Raw genomic sequence first — 19,303 nt, 5'->3', positions numbered from 1 at the left:
CAAAGGATTTGTATTAGGTGAATGTATCCTCAATAAATATTATCAAACGGTATACACTCCTCAATTATTTTTACACAAAGTATTAACTTACCTTATTCATAAAGTATGAAATGAACCAAGTCATGATTTATTAATACTTATTCTAAGTAACAAAGGATTTGTATTAAGTGAATGTATCCTCAATAAATATTATAAAACGGTATACACTCCTCAATTATTTTTACACAAAGTATTAACTTACCTTATTCATAAAGTATGAAATGAAAAATTCATGAGGTTATTAATACTTATTCTGAGTAAAAAAGCATTTGAATTAGGTGAATGTATCTTTAATAAATATTATCAAACGGTATACACTCCTCAATTATTTTTACAAAAAAAAACAAAAATCAATTTTAAAAGGTGCAAATGCTCTTTAATTAAAAGTAAAGGTATTCTAACTTGACACTCTTTTAAAATCGGGAGACGATATGACAATTGAATTATCTCAATTTGATATGATGACTATGGCTAATGCGCATTTGTTTTATTCTGTCTCTCCGCTTAATTTTAATGATAACCAAATCACAGTTCCTTATATAAAACAGCAACTCAATGCGTTTCAACAATGGTCGATTACTCAATTCGAAAACAATGCGGATATTGATGATTTAGTACACCTGCGTAGTCAATTTATCGATCAGATACTTGAACGTTTATGGCATTACTATCAAATTCCAGAACAAATTTCATCGCTATTTAAAAAAAATCGGATTGCACTTATTGCTGTTGGTGGTTATGGCCGTTGTGAACTACATCCTTTGTCTGATATCGATATTTTGATACTAAGTGATAACTCACTCACCAAAGAGCTTGAAAAACAGATAGGTGATCTAGTTCGTTTACTTTGGGATCTTCATCTGGATATTGGTCACAGCGTCAGGACATTAAAGACCTGTCTGCAAGAAGCTAAAAATGATATCACAATTATGACAAACTTAATTGAATCAAGATTGATTGCAGGAAGTGAGTCATTACTTAAGGAACTCCAAACACAAATTTTTAGCGATAAAATTTGGCCTTCGCCAGCGTTTTATCGCGCAAAAATCAAGGAACAACAAGAAAGACATCAGCAATATCATAGCACTACCTATAATTTAGAGCCCGATTTAAAAAATAGTCCTGGTGGCTTGCGTGATATGCAAATTATCCAATGGTTAGCTATTCGCCATTTTGGGGGAGAGTTTTTGCAAAAAATTGGACATTTTGATTATCTCACACCCGAGGAAGTCGAAGAATTCAAAGCCTGTCGCAAATTTTTATGGCGGATGCGTTTTGCCCTGCATTGTGTTATTAACCGCTATGACAACCGCCTACTATTCGATCGCCAGTTAAGCATCGCTAAAATGTTAGGTTATAGTGGAGAAGGAAATGCTCCGGTTGAAAACATGATGCATGATTATTATCGGGTAGCACATAATATTACTGAACTCAATCAAATGCTTTTACAGTTATTTGATGAATCAATATTGAAAAGTTACTCACAATATAAAACTTATGATATCGATGAGCATTTCCAAAGTAGAGATAACCTTATTGATGTTAAACATAATAGTGTTTTTACTGATGATCCGGTAACGATTCTTAAGCTGTTCTATACGCTTTTACTTAATCCTCAAATTACCGGACTTTACTCTAATACCATTAGACAACTCCGTTCTGCAAGGCGAAAACTCACGTATTTATTATGTGAAAAGCCAGAGGCGAGAACGTTGTTTATGAAGATCATCAAACATCCTGATGCAATCAAAAAAGCCATTTTACCCATGCATCAATATGGTATTCTGGCGGTTTATATTCCCGGTTGGCAACAGATTTCAGGAATGATGCAGTTTGATTTATTTCATGCTTATACCGTAGATGAACATACTATCCGTTTATTGTTAGAACTGGATCTTTTACGTTCAGAAGATGGCAAACAAAAACATCCAAATAGTTCAATGGCATTGGCTAAATTATCAAAACCTGAATTGCTTATTATTACCGGATTATTTCATGATATTGGCAAAGGACGGCATGGCGATCATTCGGAAATTGGCGCAAAATTAGTGGAATCTTTCTGTCAATTACATGAATTAGATGCGAAAGATACTGATTTGATTGTCTGGTTAGTTCGTTATCATTTATTGATGTCAGTAACAGCCCAAAACCGTGATCTGCAAGATCCGGAAGTTATTCGTGAATTTGTTCAACTGGTTAAAAGCAAACGACGATTACAATATTTGCTTTGTTTAACGGTTGCCGATGTTTGTGCAACCAATGAAACCTTGTGGAATAGCTGGAAACAGAGCTTAATGCGTGAGCTTTATCTAACAGCCAAGCGCTCGCTTGATTCTGGCATTCATCAAATACCAGAACAACGTAGTATTGCACGTCAACATAAACAGCAAGCACTAGCTCAATTGCTTGCACAAAATTACGATGAACAATCCATTAAACATTTTTGGCAAAGCTATCGTGTTGACTACTTTTTGCGATATACCGCTGAACAGATTGCTTGGCATGTACAGCTTCTTTTGAACCATGAATTGAATCAAACACTCGTTTCAATTAATCCAAATCCTTATCATGGTGGTACGGAAATAATTATCTACTCATCAGATAGACCTTTCCTATTTGCAGCGGCATGTAATGCTTTAAGTATGCTAAATTTAAGTATTCATGATGCTTTAATTATTACCAATAAAAATGGATTTGCGCTTGATACTTTTATTGTACTTGAACCTAATGGGCAAGTGGTGCCTGAAAATCGTCACCAAGATATCATTCAAACTTTAAATAAAGTTCTTCATCAATCAGTTTATAAAGGTGTGACGATTAAGCCGACTAAACAAAGATTACGATCATTTTCTGTTCCGACTCAAGTTAACTTTGTCTCTTCAATTAACGATACTTATATGGAATTAATCGCACTTGATAAACCGGGATTACTTGCTTGTGTTGGTGAAGTCTTTGCAAAGTTAGATTTATCGTTGAGTAGTGCTAAAATAGCGACAATTGGTGAGCATATTGAAGATCTGTTTATTCTAACAGATAAACACAATAAAGCCCTTGATGATAACACCTGTCAAAAACTACGCGAATCGATAGTATTGGCTATAGATTCAATAAACTAATTATCGAAAAGTTAACACAATGCAATTTTTTATTATTTTATTTCCTATTTTTTCTATTTTTATTGTAGGATTTATTGCCCAAAAAGTTCTGAAGTTTGATGTCGCCAATCTTTCCAAAATGTCGCTGTATGTGCTTTCACCTTTTTTGGCTTTTAAAACGTTTTACACACATACCTTAACCAGTGACTATTTTATCTATATTGCCTATATCTTTGGACTCTGCTTTTCTTTGGTATTTATTGTCAGCATGTGGTCAATTGCTATGCGCTATTCGGTAAAAGAGCGTTGTGCGTTGATTTTAAGTTCATGCTTTATGAACAATGGTAATTATGGCACCCCAGTATTACTGGTGTTTTTTGGATCGCTTGGATTCGATTTAGGTGTCATTATGATGGTGTTACAACAATTTGTTATGAGCACCGTTGGTATTTATTATGCGGCTAAAGGCAGTGCACATAGTGATATTGTGAGTCAAAAAGATGTAATAAAAAAAGTGATTAGAATGCCAGTTGCCTATGGTGCTTTTGCCGGAATTATTTTCCAGCTTTGTCACATTCCACTTTCAAAATCTATTATGACTTCAATTGGAATGATCGGTGACTCATCTATTGTCATCATTATGATTATTCTCGGAATGCAGCTGGCTAAAATAAAAATTACCCAACTTGATTACCCAAAGCTCTCATTTGCTTTAACTGCAAGAATGGTTATATCACCAATAGTGGCTTTTGCGATGGTTTATTTTATGCCACTGTCACCCATGTATAAACAAATTCTTATCGTTTTAGCCGCAATGCCAAGTGCAGCCAATACGACCTTAATGTCAGTACAATTTGATACTCATCCTGAACTGGTATCTAGTGCAACCTTGGTGAGTACTTTGTTAAGTTTAATTACATTACCTATTGTTCTTTCAATAATTGGTGCGCCAATACCTATCTAAATAAAAATAATAGATGGATAAAATCAATCGATGCCAAGCCATTCTTGTTCAAATTGATTGACAAATTTAACCAATATTTCATGGCGCTGTTCGGCCATTTGTTTAGCGGTGTCAGTATTCATCATATCTTTAAGTAAAAATAATTTTTCATAGAAGTGATTAATTACTGTATTGGTCTGTTTATAATTGTTTTCATCAAGTTTAATTCGAGGTGGGACATTGGGATCATGCATGATATTGTGTTTATTACCACCATAATAAAAAGTGCGCCCAATGCCAATAGCTCCAATTGCATCAAGGCGATCCGCGTCTTGAACAATTTGCCCTTCGAGCGATAATGTGGCTTTTTGTGAAAGATTTTTTCGATAGGACATATTTTCAATAATATCGAAAATAGCGCTAATTTCGGCTGATGTTAATTTCAAACTGCGTAAATACTCTTTTAATTCAATTATGGCACTATCAACATCTTCCGTAACTTTTTCATCAATAACATCATGTAAATAAGCACTCATCAACACAATAAAAGCATTTGCTTGTGGCTGGTGGTTAAGAATTTTTTGGGCTAATTTAACCACTCGCTCAATATGCGCCATATCATGACCAGAAAAATCATGGGAGAGCTTTTGCTTTACATACATTTTAACGTTATTAAGAGTGGTTTGGGGTGATATAGTCATTTTATTATGCTTATTAAAATTTAGTGTAAGATTTTATTAAAACCTGAATATTGTTTATATTACCGCAGTTAAAACTCAACCGCTATTTATCCTTTTAATTAATAATTTTGACAAAGAAATTAATTATAAAAAACAAATAAAATCAATTAAAAAAAATCATTAATCCTAAATTGGTATCATAATTAATGACTGTTTGGCTTCATTTACTAAAAAATGCCTAGTATTTAATGTTTTTTTTATATTTTTTTTAATTTCTTTCGATTGTTTTCACTAATTCCGAGAGGTAGAATGCGCTAATCAAAATTCATAATCAGTGCAACTAACTGGAGTTGATTAAGTGAAAATATCAACACGTAAAGTTTTGCCATGGCAACTTATAGAATGCTTCACTCGATATCGTCAATTCATCGCTCTACTATTTGGACTATCTATTTTTTGTATTGCACTGGTAGTGTGTTGGCATTTATTAAAAACCATCAATATTAACGATTTAAAGTCAGCTCTACACCAACTTCCTTACCATGCAATTTTACTTTCGTGTTTATCAGCAATAGCTAGTTATATTATGCTTATCTGCTATGAATGGTCAGCTGCACGTTATGCAGGCGTTGAGCTAAAATTATCAACAATTGCGGTCGGCGGTATTTGTGCTTCGGCGATTGGTAATGCTGTCGGATTATCAGCATTATCAGGTGGCGCCATTCGTTGTCGGCTCTATTTCAAATATGGATTAACCACTATAGATGTAGCAAGGATGTCAATTTTTGTTACTCTTTCATTAGGCTTTACCTTACCTTTACTAGCATCAATCGCGGCACTAATTCATATTGAAAAGACCACGATAGCACTACATACTTCAGCAATCAGTATCGAGTTAATATGTAGTGCAGTATTTATCATTTATGCCGGTGTATTATTATTTTTACATGCTCATCGATTGTCTGAAAAACCTAATAAAGATACGCGTTTATACCAATTTTTTCATTGGAAAATCCGTTTACCTAACTGGCGTTTAGCTAGTAGTCAATTTTTAATTACCTTACTAGATGCTATTTTAGCTGGTGCGATCCTCTATTTCTTATTACCGAATAAGCCAAATTTCATTGTTTTTATCATGATTTATATTCTCGCTTTAGTAGCAGGGGTGCTTAGTCATGTTCCGGGTGGTGTTGGTATATTTGAAGCAATTATATTAGCCGCTTTTTCATCTCAAATTGGTGCGGCATCATTAACTATTGCTTTAGTTATTTATCGATTAATTTATATTATATTACCACTCATTCCCGCAGGAATTTTGCTGTTAATTAATGAAGGTAAAAACTTTCTTTCTGCTCCACAAGTAAAAGAAACCGATACTGGCATTGCTGCAACAATTATGGCCGCCTCGGTATTCTTTGCTGGCGTAGTGATGATGTTTTCAAGTGTCATCCCTGGATTCAATCATCATTTTGTCAACACCTTCATTCCTAACAAAATCGTCAATTTTGCCCATTTAACTGCCAGCTTAATTGGTGTTTTATGTTTATTACTAGCGATGGGATTACGTCGCCGACTTTATTCTGCTTGGGGATTGTCCGTTATATTGTTGATATTAGGTAGTATCTGCTCATTATTAAGAGGTTTACATTGGATTGAAGCCTTTACTTTATTATCGATAGCAATATCATTGTTCTATTTTAGACACGCCTTTTATCGTAAAAGCCGACTAAGTATTTTGCCCTTTTCGTTAAAATCCTTTGTGATCACTTTTGGCTTACTTATCCTATTTGTTTGGCTAATTTTATTTATTTATCAAGATATTCCTTATAGTCACAATTTATGGTGGCAATTTGAATTAGATAGCCGTGTTCCTCGTGCCTTGCGTGCAGCATTAGGGAGTTTTATATTATTAAGTGGTGTGATGTTATTTTGGTCTTTCAAACCGGCATTACCCATCTTAACCATTCCCACTAAAGAAGAATTGAGCGAAGCTCATCAAATCATCCTCAACTCGAAGCAACCTGAAGGCGGATTAGTGATGAGTGGTGATAAATCATTACTTTTCAATCAATCAAAAACCGCTTTTATCATGTATGCAAGGCGAGGAAGAAGTATGGTTGCGCTTTATGATCCGATTGGTAATGATAGTGCGCGCGCAGATTTAATATGGGAATTTAGGGATCTTTGTGATCAACACCATTTACGCCCAGTTTTTTACCAAGTTAGAGCAAACAATTTACCATTCTATATGGATATAGGGCTTAGAGTGGTCAAACTTGGTGAAGAAGCGTTAGTTAATTTAAATGAATTTGATTTAACATCAAAAGGTTATAAAGATCTTCGATATACTTGGAATCGCGGGCAACGAGATGGACTTAGTTTAAAATTTTATCCACCAGGTACTGCACCGCTTGATGAGCTAAAAATAGTCTCGGATGCATGGTTAAAAAACAAACACTCAAAAGAAAAGAAATTTTCGTTAGGCGCTTTTTCGAAATCTTATTTAGATAATTTCACCATTGCAGTTATTGAATACCAAGGCAAAATTATTGCTTTTGTGAATTTACTCGAAACCAATCAAAACTACAGTGCAACCATTGATTTAATGCGAGTTTTACAAGATATTCCTAAATCCACTATGGAATTTTTGATGGTAGGGTTGATTCTACATTATCAGGAAAAAGGCTATCAGTACTTTAGTTTAGGGATGGTCCCGCTTGCGGGTATGCAAAGGCGACGTGGTGCGCCAATGATCCAACGCTTAGGGGCGTTAGTTTTTCGACGTGGTGGACGTTTTTATAACTTCCAAGGTTTACGTCGCTTTAAAGAAAAATTTGCTACTCATTGGGAACCACGTTATATGGCGGTTCCCAATGGACTTGATCCTTTGGTCGCCTTGATTGACACCACTATGTTAATTTCTGGCGGTAAAACGAATTTAACTCACAATAAGAACAAATAAGATGAAAAATATCATACGTTATATTTTATTCTTTATGATTTTAGTATTCATTGCTGTTTGCATAGTCGTAGGTTGGTATTTTTATAAAAACCAACGAACCGCTTCTGTAAATACCATAGCCATTAATCAAAACTTTTCTATTTTATCGGCTACCCCAAAACAATCAGCTGAGGCTGCTGCTATAATTGTTGCCACTAAAGATAATCATTTTACGGCTGATCAATTATTAAGTTTATCTGAATCAACAGGTGCTAAATTAGTACAGTTTGAATTAGAACCGCAAGGAAGTTGTGAAAAACAGCAAACTCGTTTTGAGCAAGCACAAAAAGTCTTAAATGAAGATAAGTTTGTGGTTGCTGGTATGCAAGAAGGTGCCGCCTTTGCTTATCGGTGGTTAACCCAACAAAATGATGATGCCAAAGCTTTATCGATTGAATTTACATTAGATCATAAAGATTGTGATGCACCTTTACCCGCTCAGGCTAACCATGGAGAATGGCAAGTAATTTGGAATAATCCACCAGATGAACAAGTTGCCATTTTTCCTCGACAACAAAAGCAGATTAAAGTAACCACCAAAATTGGCGAATATCAAGCATCACCAATTGAACTGTTAAGTTTACATTTACCATCTATTTTATTTGGTGAGCATGAACCATTACCAGTAATAGAATTACCCGCTAAAGGTAAACAATCGCATCCCAATAGTGTTACTTTTTATTATTCAGGTGATGGCGGTTGGCGAGATTTAGACAAGGTTTCGGCAGAGTATATGGCTTCTCATGGTTATTCTGTCGTTGGTGTTGATGCACTAAAACTATTTTGGCAACATCGTTCCGTTGAACGTAGTGCTAAAGATCTTACTCATTTAATGCAAGAATATCGGAATAAATGGGGCGTTAATAAATTTATTTTAGCTGGTTATTCATTTGGTGGTGATATCTTACCTGCACTATACAATCGATTATCCAAAGACGATCAAGAAAGTGTACAAGCTTTAATTATGATTGCCTTTTCAAAAGACGCTAATTTCGAAATAGAAGTCAGTGGCTGGCTTGGTCAATCTGGCGATGAAATGAAAACCGCGCCGGAAGTAAATCAGATTCCAGCAAATAAATTATTTTGCATCTATGGTGAAGAAGAAAAAGAAGATACCGGTTGTCTACAACCAGAGATGAAAGGAGAGGCTTATAAATTACCTGGTGGTCACCATTTTGATGAAAACTATACGCATCTCGGTCAAATCATTATGGAAGCGATCGATAAACGTATAACACCTTAAAATAAGCAAAAAAGGGGCAATAGCCCCTTTTAGTGATTCACTTGATTTATAAGATCAATGCTTGCTGATTCTGATTTTTCCTTCTGATAACAATACCCCAATGAGGGTTGATAACGTACCGATAGCCGCGATCCAAGTAAAAGGCTCATTTAAAATAACGACTGCAGCAATAATGGTTAAAATTGGAACTAAATACAGATAGATACTAATTTTTACTGCACCAACTAATTTCACCGCATAATTCCAGGAAGCAAAACAGATAGCCGAAGCCCCAACGCCTAAGAATAGAATATTAAAAAGATTAGCCGTGTGCGAGAAGCGATCCGGTCCCCATTTGAAATCAAACAGATACAACGCTGGTAACATCATCACTAAACCATAAAAAAAGAAGCGTCGTGTTAATAAAATCGTATTGTATCCATAATGACTGCATTTTTTAGTCAAAATTGAATAACATGCCCAAAACAAGCAGGCACCTACCGCAAGCAGATCACCCAACGGATTAAGTGACAGTACAAATTTACCATTTAAACTTATTAATCCAACGCCGAAGATTGCAAATAAACACCCGATATAAAATCGCTTAGCTGGCCGTTCAGTTTTTAAAAAGAAGATCGATAAAAGTGCGGTAAACACGGGCGATAATGTGGTAATCACTCCTACGTTTGAGGCGGTAGTATAAGTTAAGGCAATATTCTCACATAAAAAATAGCAGGTCACACCACAAAACCCGGCACACAAAAACATTAACTCTTGCTTTAAACCTTGCCAAGCAAAGATCCGTGGAGCTAAAATCCAAAGCGTTAAATAACCCAACCCAAACCGGTAAAATAAGATTTCAATAGGTTTAAAATCGATTAACAATACTTTGGTGGCAATAAAAGTGGTTCCCCAAAGAAACACTGTCATCAAAGCAATCAGATGCCCTCTTGTCTTCAATGAAAATAACATTAAAGTTCTTACTCTCCATCTACTATTTATATGTTAATCATTTCCCTATCATTTGGTTGTCAAATTGGACATGCAAAAAATAAAAATATAGGAAAAAGGCTTGGTAATGATAAAAATATCACTATTTTAATTGAAATTTAAGATCGGCTAGATTAACTCGCTGCTAATCTTTTTTCAATATGTTTCCATACATCAATTATTTATGCAGATTATTTGAATATTAGAAAAGCGTGCAATTGAATTAGTAAAAGCAGTAGATAAAAAAAATCCACTCAAAAATTGAGTGGAAGGCAAAAAATGAATTAACGTAATCTGAATATATAGACAGACTAAATCATAAAAAGTTCCAAATAATTTCAAAAAAATTTAAAGTTTTTATATAAATTATTGCATGTGATTGATTTATAAATATTTATTTGTTGAATTTTTTTATATATAAAATCACTTAAAATGAATTATCATAACCTTGATACAAGCTAATTGGTAAATTAGTTATGCTTTGATAGGGTTCACCATTAATCATTGCTAACAGTATCGATACTGCATTTTGGGCAATTTGTAGAATTGGTTGACGGATTGTAGTTAAAAACGGCATATGTTGTAGAGTTAATTCAGCACCATCAAATCCAACTACTTGTAATTGCGAAGGTAAAGATAATCCACAATCTCGCGCAGCATTAATTGTTGCAATCGCTGATGAATCATCAGCTAATACTCCATCAATAGTTTGGGACTGTAACCGTTTTTTAATTAACTGATATTTTTCTTCATAGCTAATTGAGAAATCCATATCAAGTGTAATTGACTTAAGACCTGCAACTTGAATGCTATCTTTGTAAGCTTGATACCGTTTATTAGCATCCATATCAACTTGTTTATCATTTGTAATCGAACCAATATAAAGAATTTTCTTACAACCATTTTTTATTAAATGTTGGCTAGCTAGAAGTCCTCCAGCATAGTTGTCACATGAAATAACAGGTATTTTTTCATTTATTTTTCGATCTATCGAGACGATATTCAGATCGGGTATTAGGTAATCAGCTAAATTTTCATTCATAGAGTTAACTATGACTCCTTCAACCTGATGACGCCTTAGCATCGATAAAAAATTTTTTTCCTCTTCCTGATTATGGTGGCTGTTACAAATTAATATTTTATAACCTTGGCGAGATAATATTCTTTCTAAATAACTGATTAATTCCATTTGGAATGGATTAGTTAAACTTGGAAAAATCAAGCCTATTAAATTACTTTTATTATTTGATAATGAACGTGCTAATTCATTAGGATAGTATCCCAACGTTTCCATTGCTTCTTGCACACGTTGACGAGTTGTTGCACTAATATATCCACGATTATTTAATACCCGTGAAACAGTAGTAGCGGAAACACCCGCTAGTTTAGCAACATCATCTCTGCTTAATTTCATAATCATCCTTTAACTATCATTAATATTATAACGAGATAATTATAATGCTTTTTATAATGACGTAAATCATTCAGTTGATTTGTAATTTTAAGATCAAATTTTTTAGTGACATTCATCACAAAATCACTTCGGAATAAGTGATATCCCTCACAAATTTTGCATTCTAGTTGTGGACGCGGTTGACATATGGACGCGGTTGACATGAAATGAAATAAATTATTTCAAAAGTGAATGACAAAGAAATGTCATTTATTCACATATAAATAAAAGGAGTAAAAAATGCAAAAATTACATTATCAACCAAAAGGCTACTGGGTTGGCGATATTATGCCATTTGGAAAAGACGGGGTTTTTTATCTTTATGATCAACGCGACAATCGCAACCCTTGCCCTTTTGGTGAACCGTTTGGATGGTCACTTGCCACTACGACTGATTTTGTTAATTACCAAAATTTGGGAGATTCTATTAAAAAAGGTGGTGAACAAGATGTCGATCAGTTTATCTATGCTGGATGTGTCTTCGAAGCAGAAGGTAAAGGACATGCTTTTTATACAGGTTACAACCGTAATTGGGAGAAAGAGGGAAAAACATCACAAGTATTATTACATGCTTGGAGCGACGATTTTAAAACATGGCATAAATCCTCGCAACTTATAACACTAACACCACAACCTGGTTATGACATTAGTGATTGGCGAGATCCCTGGGTAATTTGGAATGATGAAAAGCAAGAATATTTATTGATTCTAGGCGCAAGATTAAAAGGACCGAAAACAGAACAATCTGGTCGAGTTGTTGCTTTTACATCAAAAGATTTAAAAAATTGGCAATTCCAAGGTGATTTTTGGGTAGCGGGTAAATATACCATGATTGAAATGCCTGACTTATTCAAAATTGGAAATTGGTGGTATTTGATTTATACCGAATATAGCGATCAAAGTAAAACTCGCTACGTCATGAGCCAATCTTTAGAAGGTCCATGGATCACCCCTGACGACGATGCTTTTGATGGGCGAGCTTACTATGCAGCAAGAACCGCTTTTGACGGTAAACGCCGTATTCTTTTTGGTTGGGTACCAACAAAAGAAGATAATGATGATTTAAAAAATTTCCAATGGGCAGGAACGTTTGTACCTCATGAAGTTTATCAAAAAGCTGATCATACACTTGGTGTAAAAGTAGTGGATAGTTTATGGAATGCTTTTATTCATCCCCAAAAAATTGATGATTTTTCAATTAATTCTCCTTACGCACGTCAAGAACAATTATTAATTGAAAATACAGGCAAAACATTCCGTTTTTCAACGACAGTTAAATTCAGTAAAGGTACTCGAGATTTTTCCATCCGTTTGATGAAAGATAAACATACTGGCGAATCATATGATTTTATTTTTTCGCTTGTTGATAACCGATTAACTTTCGATAAAACCCCTTGTTATCCTTGGTATCGCGTGATGAATAAAGGTTTAGAGCGCCCTATTCATCTTGAAGCGGATCGTGAATATGAGTTACAGATCATCGCTGATGATACGCTATTTACTTTATACATAGATGGTACTGCGCTAAACGTTCGTGGTTATGATCAATTAGGAAATAGCTTGGCAATCGCCGTCAGTGATGGAACTTTAAGCTGTAAAAATAATTCTTTTTCAAATGAAGGATGTTTTCCAGAAAAATGGTAATCGTGCCTATCAGGTCATTTAACTATCAGGTTAGATGATCATCATGATCAAGGCTTTCATCAACTATTTATGATCAAAGCCTTAATTTAGATAGGCGATTATCTTCAGTAATTTAAATATGGAAAATTCATTGGAGATATCATAATGAATACAACAGTAATTGATAACAATGGTCATATGGCTGACCATGACATCTCATTTAAAGAAAAACTCGCTTATGGACTAGGTGATTTTGCAACAGGCTTTTCGGGTGTTACCGTTGGAACCTTTGCGCTTTACTATTATACCGATATTGTGGGAGTTTCAGCTACTTTACTAGGAGCTGTACTACTATTTTCACGTGTTTTTGATGCTGTGATTAATGTCGTTATGGGTTTTATTGTTGATAGAACAAAAAGCAAACATGGCAAAGCTAGAGCATGGATTTTATGGTCGACAATTCCATTTGGTTTATCTTTGATAATGGTATTTAGTGCACCAGAAAATTGGAGTGAATTTGCATTATTAATTTTTGCTGCCATTACGCTCAATATACATTGGATTATTTACACTTCAAGCAATATCCCTTATGGCACGCTAGCAGCATTAATGACCCAAAACTCTTACCAACGCAGTCGATTAAATACTTATCGTATGCTTTGCTATTTTGCAAGCATGTTAATCATTCCGTATATTACACTACCTTTAGTCGAATTTTTTGGTGGAGGTGAACGCGGTTGGCAGTTTACCATGATAATTTATGCCGCAATTTTAATTTTTACCTTTTTCTATACTTTTTTTAATACTAAAGAGCGGATTAAACCAATTAACCAATTTAAGTACAATGCACCATCACTTGGTGTTTCATTAAAAACTCTTTTAGCAAATAAGTATTGGGTCACAATGTTCTTCACCATGTTAGTAAGTTTTAGTATTTTAGGACTAATCAATGGTGTAGGTGTTTACTATGCAAAATATCTTTTGGCCGATAGCCAACTTATCGGTTTAATCAATATGGCTTTTGCACTACCGTTAGTTGTAGTATTAATGTGCTCAGCTTATATTTTAAAAATAATGAGCCGTTTAACATTTATAATTGTTGGTATGGCAACCATTATATTAGGTAGTATTATCATGGCAATTGCACCTCATGATACCTATATTGCAATAATTGGAACTATCTTACGAGGAGCAGGTTTTGCACCTATTATGGGAAATGCATATTCTATGCTAGCCAATACCATCGATTATGGCGAATGGAAATTTGGCATTAGAAATGATGGCCTAGTCTATAGTGGAGGAAGCTTTAGCGCGATATTAGGCAGTGGTATTGCTTCCGGAGGAATTGGTTGGATATTAGGAATGGCAGGATATATTGCGACAGATATTGCTAATCAACCTGAAAGTGTATTAACTACTTTACAAGTATTATTTATTTATGCACCCTTAGTATTAAGCGCAATCACCATTATATTATTACGGTTTTATACCTTAGAAAAAATTTATCCTGATATCATCAAAGAACTAGCTCAAAGAACACATAATGTCTATTAACCAGCTAAACGGAGGGATTGATAAATCTGTTATTATTCCCTCTACTTCATCGATTGGCTAAATATTTAAAAACAATCCTAAATCAAAATAATATACAGTTTTCACTATTTGATATTAACTATTCAATTCAGAGAAAACAAAAAAAGCATACCATTAATATCGCTATTTTAAAACCTGCAAGACCAATGGAAAGATAGATAAATCCAGAAATAGGTTAACTTGTATTACTACTTGAATTCACCTATAATGCCCTAATATTACTTATACCACAATTGGGGCTGATTCTGGATTCGACGGGATTTGCGAAACCCAAGGTGCATGCCGAGGTGCGGTAGGCCTCGTAAATAAACCGCAAAAAAATAGTCGCAAACGACGAAAACTACGCACTAGCAGCTTAATAACCTGCATAGAGCCTTCTCTCCCTAGCCTCCGCTCGTAGGACGGGGATAAAGAGGAGTCAAACCCAAACGAGATCGTGTGGAAGCCTTGCTTGGGGCGGAAGCATTAAACTTAATCAAGCTAGTCTATCGGTAGCGTGTTTGTCCGCAGCAGGTAGGCGAAATTTAAAGACAAACTACGCATGTAGTACCAAGGATGTAGAGATTTCGGACGCGGGTTCAACTCCCGCCAGCTCCACCACTTATTGTTATATAACATTTCATTAACCTAACTTAATCAATTTAAAATAATAATTATTTTCATGCCCCTTCCAGACTAATCCAAGAGAATCTAACTTAAATTGGCATACATAATAGTGATTATACTTTATCAACGTTCCGACCCTAGAAAAGGAATAATTCTTTAATTAGGAATTTATCCTCAAATATTACCCATCGATGTATGTAATATTTTTCATGAATTTCTGTCTTTATTAGCAAAACGCATTGAGCCATAAAACTAAATAGCTCAATAAATATGGCATACATTCTTAGAAGTTGAAAAAATAATCGAAATGAATTTTAGAAAAATAACATTATTATTGTAGTTAATTTATGGATACTTTGAAATAAAACTTCATACACAAATTCTGATTTAATTTTCAAATACATCGAGTTTTGAATGTGCGGGCTTATATATTTATCTAAAATCGATTAATTATTGAGTTCTGTAATACTTTAAATCTGCTCTCTTTCTGCAATAATACTTTCACTCAAAAACCGCTTTATTTTTTCTTCTATATGACTTTCAATTGTTTTAAGTCTTAATAAAAAAACACCAGCTTTGTCAAGAATGGCATTCTTTAGAAGATCTCGTTCCCTCTGCCCCGGCTTATTATGATCATCTCCATCAACTTCAATCACAGCTATAGGGTATTTACTAGTTTTAAAGTATAAAACAAAATCACAACTGGCTTTATTATACATATATTCAAGTTCACGCTCTGTAAAGTTATTGTTAGTTCTTGAAACGAGCTGCTCTAAAAGAACTTGTTGATGAAATATCATGGATTGATAATCGTTTTCTTTCAGTATTTCACGAAGTAATTGTGCAATAATTTGTTCTGATTTATGTTCTGAGTCACTTGCTTTTAAGCGTGAGTTAAGTGCCTCTAACGATTTATCATAATCTTGATAAAGCAAATCAAAAGCCGAGATAACCGGGCTTTGGTAAATATGATTGTTATCCGCATAGTATTTAATATAACGAATTAATGCGGCAATACTTTGGTTATTTTTAGTGAACACTTCATTACCAGTGACAAGAATAAACTTATTTTTAGCGCGGGAAACAGCTACGTTAATTAAATGTGGGTCATCAACAAAATCGAGATTTTCTTGGCTGCTTGCTTTTTTATCCAATACAGTAGAAAAGATGATGTTATCGCATTCTCTACCTTGAAACTTATGCGTTGTAGCTTTAATAATATCTGTTGGTAGATGCTCTTGCGATAAATCAATTTGGTTATTGTATGGCGCAATAAACCCCGTGTTTTCCTCAGTAAAATCTTGCCAACCTATTTCGTTGATTGAGTCTAATTCTCTCAAATTGGTTAAATTTCTTGTGTGATTCCCAGATGCGGTAATCACTAACGTTAGCGCTTGTTCTCCATTATCTTGTGTCATGGGAATAAGCTGATTATCGTAAAATTGTTTATTACAAAACTGGATGATCTTGGGGTGACAACGATAGTGTTCTTTCAGTAAGGTAATAGGAATTTTGTCTTTAAATAATCCAATAAAAGAGTCAAGTAGACTGTATTTTTCACAATCATAATATTCATGAGGAGGTGTTATATCAAGTTTGACAGATACATGAGGTAGCTGCTTACGATCACCAACAATAATCACATTCTTTGAACAACCTAAACCAAGAATGCCGGGAATAATATCTTGTTGTGAAGCTTCATCAATAATTAAGTAGTCAATTAAGGCACCCTTACCTAAAGAGTTAATAATGGAATGAGTACTGCTGCCTATAATCGGAAAACGTTTAGTAAATTCAACAAAACGTTGTTGGTAGTCTTTGTCGGTAAAAATCGTTTTACGATCGATGGTTTGTGAAAGATGTGTCTTCAAATATTGCATTGAACAATGTGTTAAATCAGCCAATAAGGACTTAAATTGGTTCTCCTTAAGCCATTGTTGATAGCGTTTAAGTAAGCTGTTTTTTTCATCTAATTGTTGTTCGTAATAAGCTAACTGCAATACATAAAAAAGATCTTTGCGTTTTTGCCAGTTGCTTATAAACATTGTGCGTATTATCTTAAAATTAAGGAAAAGTTGAATTCGGTCTTTGAATGAAATACGTCGTTGACCTAAGAGGTGTAAATAAGCTAATAAATCAGTGATTTTTTTCTTTGATAACTTATATTTATCAAGTGTTTGTAAGTCATTTGTTGAGTTTTCTCTTTGCCACTGCAGTAAATAACGCTTTTCAATTGTCAACTCATCAATTTGCGCTTGCAAGGACGCAACTCGGTTCTGGGCCTGTAGATGTTCAATTAAGGTATCAGTAAGGTGGCTAATAGTTTGCAAGGTTATTGTTTGCTCTTGTTTTTCGTAATTAACCACCCGATCTGCGGCAAAGAATTCTTTTCTATTATCACTACTGCCTAACTTGGCAACCAAATAATCAAGTTGATCTTTAGCAAGTTTTTCATACACGTTTTCTACTGCAGAATTGTTATTGGATACAATAGCGACAGTGTGATTATTTAAAAGAATATTAGCTATAATATTTAAAATAGTTTGGGTTTTACCCGTACCAGGAGGTCCTTCAATAATACTGATTTGTGAAGAGAAAGCTTGTTTTACTGCTGTCAACTGACTTTCATTAATACCAAAAGGATAAATAAAATACTGTGGAAGCTGTCGCTTTTGGTTTTTTACACAGCAATAAGCATCAAGTACAGTATCAGGATGTGATGTGATTTTATCAAGTTGTCGTAAAACATTCTCAGCAATATTTTTGTCGTTTTCATTGGATTTTTCAATACGGGCTTGAGCAACTTGTTTAAAATATTGAAAAATTTTTTCATTTTTGAGATTGGTTTCAGATACTATTTGAATACTAGCATTTAGCATAACGTAAGGTTTGGTATTATCAGGAAAATAGACGACAGTATATTTTCGCCCATAGCTCTCAGCCCTTTCAATCACTTCTATTTTGGGTTTATCCTTAACAATGAGAAGATTTCCCTTTATTTGTTCTACGGGAATCACTTTGCATTGTGATAGGGGCTGAGTGTATTTTTTCCCAGAACGAAAATGACTAGTGAGTTTGAGTTCTTGATTTTTATTATCATAGTAAAGAGACCAATCAACAATTTGCTTTGTTTTATTCTCACCATTCATATAGATATAAATCATTACCCAAAATCCTTTTAATTTCCAATATATTCCATGTTAAATAAATTGTTTAACCTTTTTGCTGACGTTTAAACAGTTGCAACAAACCTCTAACTGTAACTTCTAGCTGGCTGTCTTTCTCATAATTAGCAGGAACAACATAATTTGCTCTTTCCTCAGCAATTAGTTTTTCAACTTTTTGTTGAGTAGATTGGCTCTTCCATTTTTTTTCATCAAATACCGCTAAGGAAAACCCGCCTTGATATCTAACCATTTTCATTGCTGGAATATCGGTATCACCATCACCAAAATATATCATCCGTTGAAAAGGAATATCTCGCTCTTCTGGTTCAATGAATTGATTAACGGCAGCATTATTCCATGAATTTTTAATCCCTTTGTTTATACGGAATAAAAATTGCGTTTTGGTTGTATAGTTTATTGCTTGGGCCGGCCAAATAGCTTGCTTTCCATTTGGAGAGTAATGGTATTTACAGGCATAAATTTGAGTAAATTGATTGCCGATTTCAGTACCACGTATCATGGCATCTAAACCACTTGAAATGATGTAATGGTGTAGTTCTATCTCATTAGCCTCTGCATATTTATTAATACGCTCAAACCAAGTACTAACACCAGAAAAGAGAGGAATAGAGCGTCCATGTTTTATCAAATTATCTTCACTTAATTCATCCGAACCAAGTTGGTTAGCTTTTTCTGCCAAGAGTCCAAGATAAGATAATATTTCATCACCATCATCTTGTTGGGCACGTTGTTTTACTTCATTCCAAAAGCTTTGTTTGTCTGTAATACCTAAGGCTGGCATTAGCCCATGTTGGGCGCAATCACCTTCAGCTAATGTTCCATCAAAATCATAAATTAATGCACACTTGATCATTTACATATCCTTATAAA

Annotated in this window: 11 protein-coding genes and 1 other RNA gene; 7 read left to right on the top strand and 5 right to left on the bottom strand. The window is 34.3% G+C overall.

Features of this window, described 5'->3' with window-relative positions; translation table 11 throughout:
* The first annotated feature begins 470 nt into the window (after nt 1–470).
* Nucleotides 471–3,155: a bifunctional uridylyltransferase/uridylyl-removing protein GlnD gene (gene glnD / locus J3U27_RS02865; protein ID WP_267376796.1), complete on the top strand. Its 2,685-nt coding sequence runs from the start codon at nt 471–473 to the stop codon at nt 3,153–3,155.
* Between the two features lie 19 nt (nt 3,156–3,174).
* Complete coding sequence (locus J3U27_RS02860; RefSeq protein ID WP_267352954.1) at nt 3,175–4,098, top strand: AEC family transporter; 924 nt, start codon at nt 3,175–3,177, stop codon at nt 4,096–4,098.
* A gap of 23 nt (nt 4,099–4,121) precedes the next feature.
* Here the strand turns inward: J3U27_RS02860 and J3U27_RS02855 are convergent, their stop codons facing one another.
* Nucleotides 4,122–4,778: an HD domain-containing protein gene (locus J3U27_RS02855; RefSeq protein WP_220225657.1), complete on the bottom strand. Its 657-nt coding sequence runs from the start codon at nt 4,776–4,778 to the stop codon at nt 4,122–4,124.
* 337 nt (nt 4,779–5,115) lie between these two features.
* On the opposite strand from J3U27_RS02855, the gene mprF reads away from it, so the two are divergent.
* Nucleotides 5,116–7,719 carry a bifunctional lysylphosphatidylglycerol flippase/synthetase MprF gene (gene mprF, locus J3U27_RS02850; RefSeq protein WP_267376795.1) on the top strand — a complete coding sequence of 868 codons (2,604 nt, stop codon included), beginning with the start codon at nt 5,116–5,118 and terminating at the stop codon, nt 7,717–7,719.
* Between the two features lies 1 nt (nt 7,720).
* The gene (locus J3U27_RS02845) at nt 7,721–9,001 is read left to right on the top strand and encodes a virulence factor family protein (RefSeq protein ID WP_267362388.1); all 1,281 of its coding nucleotides are present in this window, start codon (nt 7,721–7,723) and stop codon (nt 8,999–9,001) included.
* Nucleotides 9,002–9,055: 54 nt separating this feature from the next.
* Here the strand turns inward: J3U27_RS02845 and J3U27_RS02840 are convergent, their stop codons facing one another.
* Nucleotides 9,056–9,952 carry a DMT family transporter gene (locus tag J3U27_RS02840; RefSeq protein WP_267376793.1) on the bottom strand — a complete coding sequence of 299 codons (897 nt, stop codon included), beginning with the start codon at nt 9,950–9,952 and terminating at the stop codon, nt 9,056–9,058.
* A 445-nt stretch (nt 9,953–10,397) separates the two neighbouring features.
* Complete coding sequence (locus J3U27_RS02835; protein WP_065734732.1) at nt 10,398–11,384, bottom strand: LacI family DNA-binding transcriptional regulator; 987 nt, start codon at nt 11,382–11,384, stop codon at nt 10,398–10,400.
* 279 nt (nt 11,385–11,663) lie between these two features.
* Here J3U27_RS02835 and J3U27_RS02830 point away from each other — a divergent pair, with 279 nt between their 5' ends.
* From J3U27_RS02830 to ssrA, 3 genes are all read left to right on the top strand, one after another.
* On the top strand, nt 11,664–13,067 hold the full coding sequence (locus J3U27_RS02830) for a hypothetical protein (RefSeq protein WP_267331838.1): 1,404 nt from the start codon (nt 11,664–11,666) through the stop codon (nt 13,065–13,067).
* Nucleotides 13,068–13,211: 144 nt separating this feature from the next.
* Entirely contained in the window at nt 13,212–14,600 is a 1,389-nt protein-coding gene (locus J3U27_RS02825; protein WP_081303387.1) for an MFS transporter, read from the top strand.
* 274 nt (nt 14,601–14,874) lie between these two features.
* Nucleotides 14,875–15,239, top strand: a transfer-messenger RNA (tmRNA) gene (gene ssrA / locus J3U27_RS02820).
* A gap of 476 nt (nt 15,240–15,715) precedes the next feature.
* On the opposite strand, the gene J3U27_RS02815 is transcribed toward ssrA, so the two are convergent.
* Together J3U27_RS02815 and J3U27_RS02810 are read right to left on the bottom strand one after the other, a co-directional pair.
* Complete coding sequence (locus J3U27_RS02815; RefSeq protein WP_267376792.1) at nt 15,716–18,409, bottom strand: AAA domain-containing protein; 2,694 nt, start codon at nt 18,407–18,409, stop codon at nt 15,716–15,718.
* Nucleotides 18,410–18,458: 49 nt separating this feature from the next.
* Nucleotides 18,459–19,283, bottom strand: a complete 825-nt coding sequence (locus J3U27_RS02810; RefSeq protein ID WP_416380530.1) for a haloacid dehalogenase-like hydrolase — start codon at nt 19,281–19,283, stop codon at nt 18,459–18,461.
* Nucleotides 19,284–19,303 lie beyond the last annotated feature (20 nt).

Source organism: Gilliamella sp. B2911 (assembly GCF_026536965.1).
Taxonomy (GTDB): Bacteria; Pseudomonadota; Gammaproteobacteria; order Enterobacterales; family Orbaceae; genus Gilliamella; species Gilliamella apicola_E.
The sequence above is the reverse complement of the archived record's forward strand: the minus strand, read 5'-3'. Positions and strand labels throughout refer to the sequence as shown.

Bases quoted from the DNA above. Each gene is read 5' to 3' on its own strand.
- glnD (WP_267376796.1), top strand. From the start codon at position 471: ATGACAATTGAATTATCTCAATTTGATATGATGACTATGGCTAATGCG.
- J3U27_RS02860 (WP_267352954.1), top strand. From the start codon at position 3,175: ATGCAATTTTTTATTATTTTATTTCCTATTTTTTCTATTTTTATTGTA.
- J3U27_RS02855 (WP_220225657.1), bottom strand. From the start codon at position 4,778: ATGACTATATCACCCCAAACCACTCTTAATAACGTTAAAATGTATGTA.
- J3U27_RS02845 (WP_267362388.1), top strand. From the start codon at position 7,721: ATGAAAAATATCATACGTTATATTTTATTCTTTATGATTTTAGTATTC.
- J3U27_RS02840 (WP_267376793.1), bottom strand. From the start codon at position 9,952: ATGTTATTTTCATTGAAGACAAGAGGGCATCTGATTGCTTTGATGACA.
- J3U27_RS02835 (WP_065734732.1), bottom strand. From the start codon at position 11,384: ATGAAATTAAGCAGAGATGATGTTGCTAAACTAGCGGGTGTTTCCGCT.
- J3U27_RS02830 (WP_267331838.1), top strand. From the start codon at position 11,664: ATGCAAAAATTACATTATCAACCAAAAGGCTACTGGGTTGGCGATATT.
- J3U27_RS02825 (WP_081303387.1), top strand. From the start codon at position 13,212: ATGAATACAACAGTAATTGATAACAATGGTCATATGGCTGACCATGAC.
- J3U27_RS02815 (WP_267376792.1), bottom strand. From the start codon at position 18,409: ATGATTTATATCTATATGAATGGTGAGAATAAAACAAAGCAAATTGTT.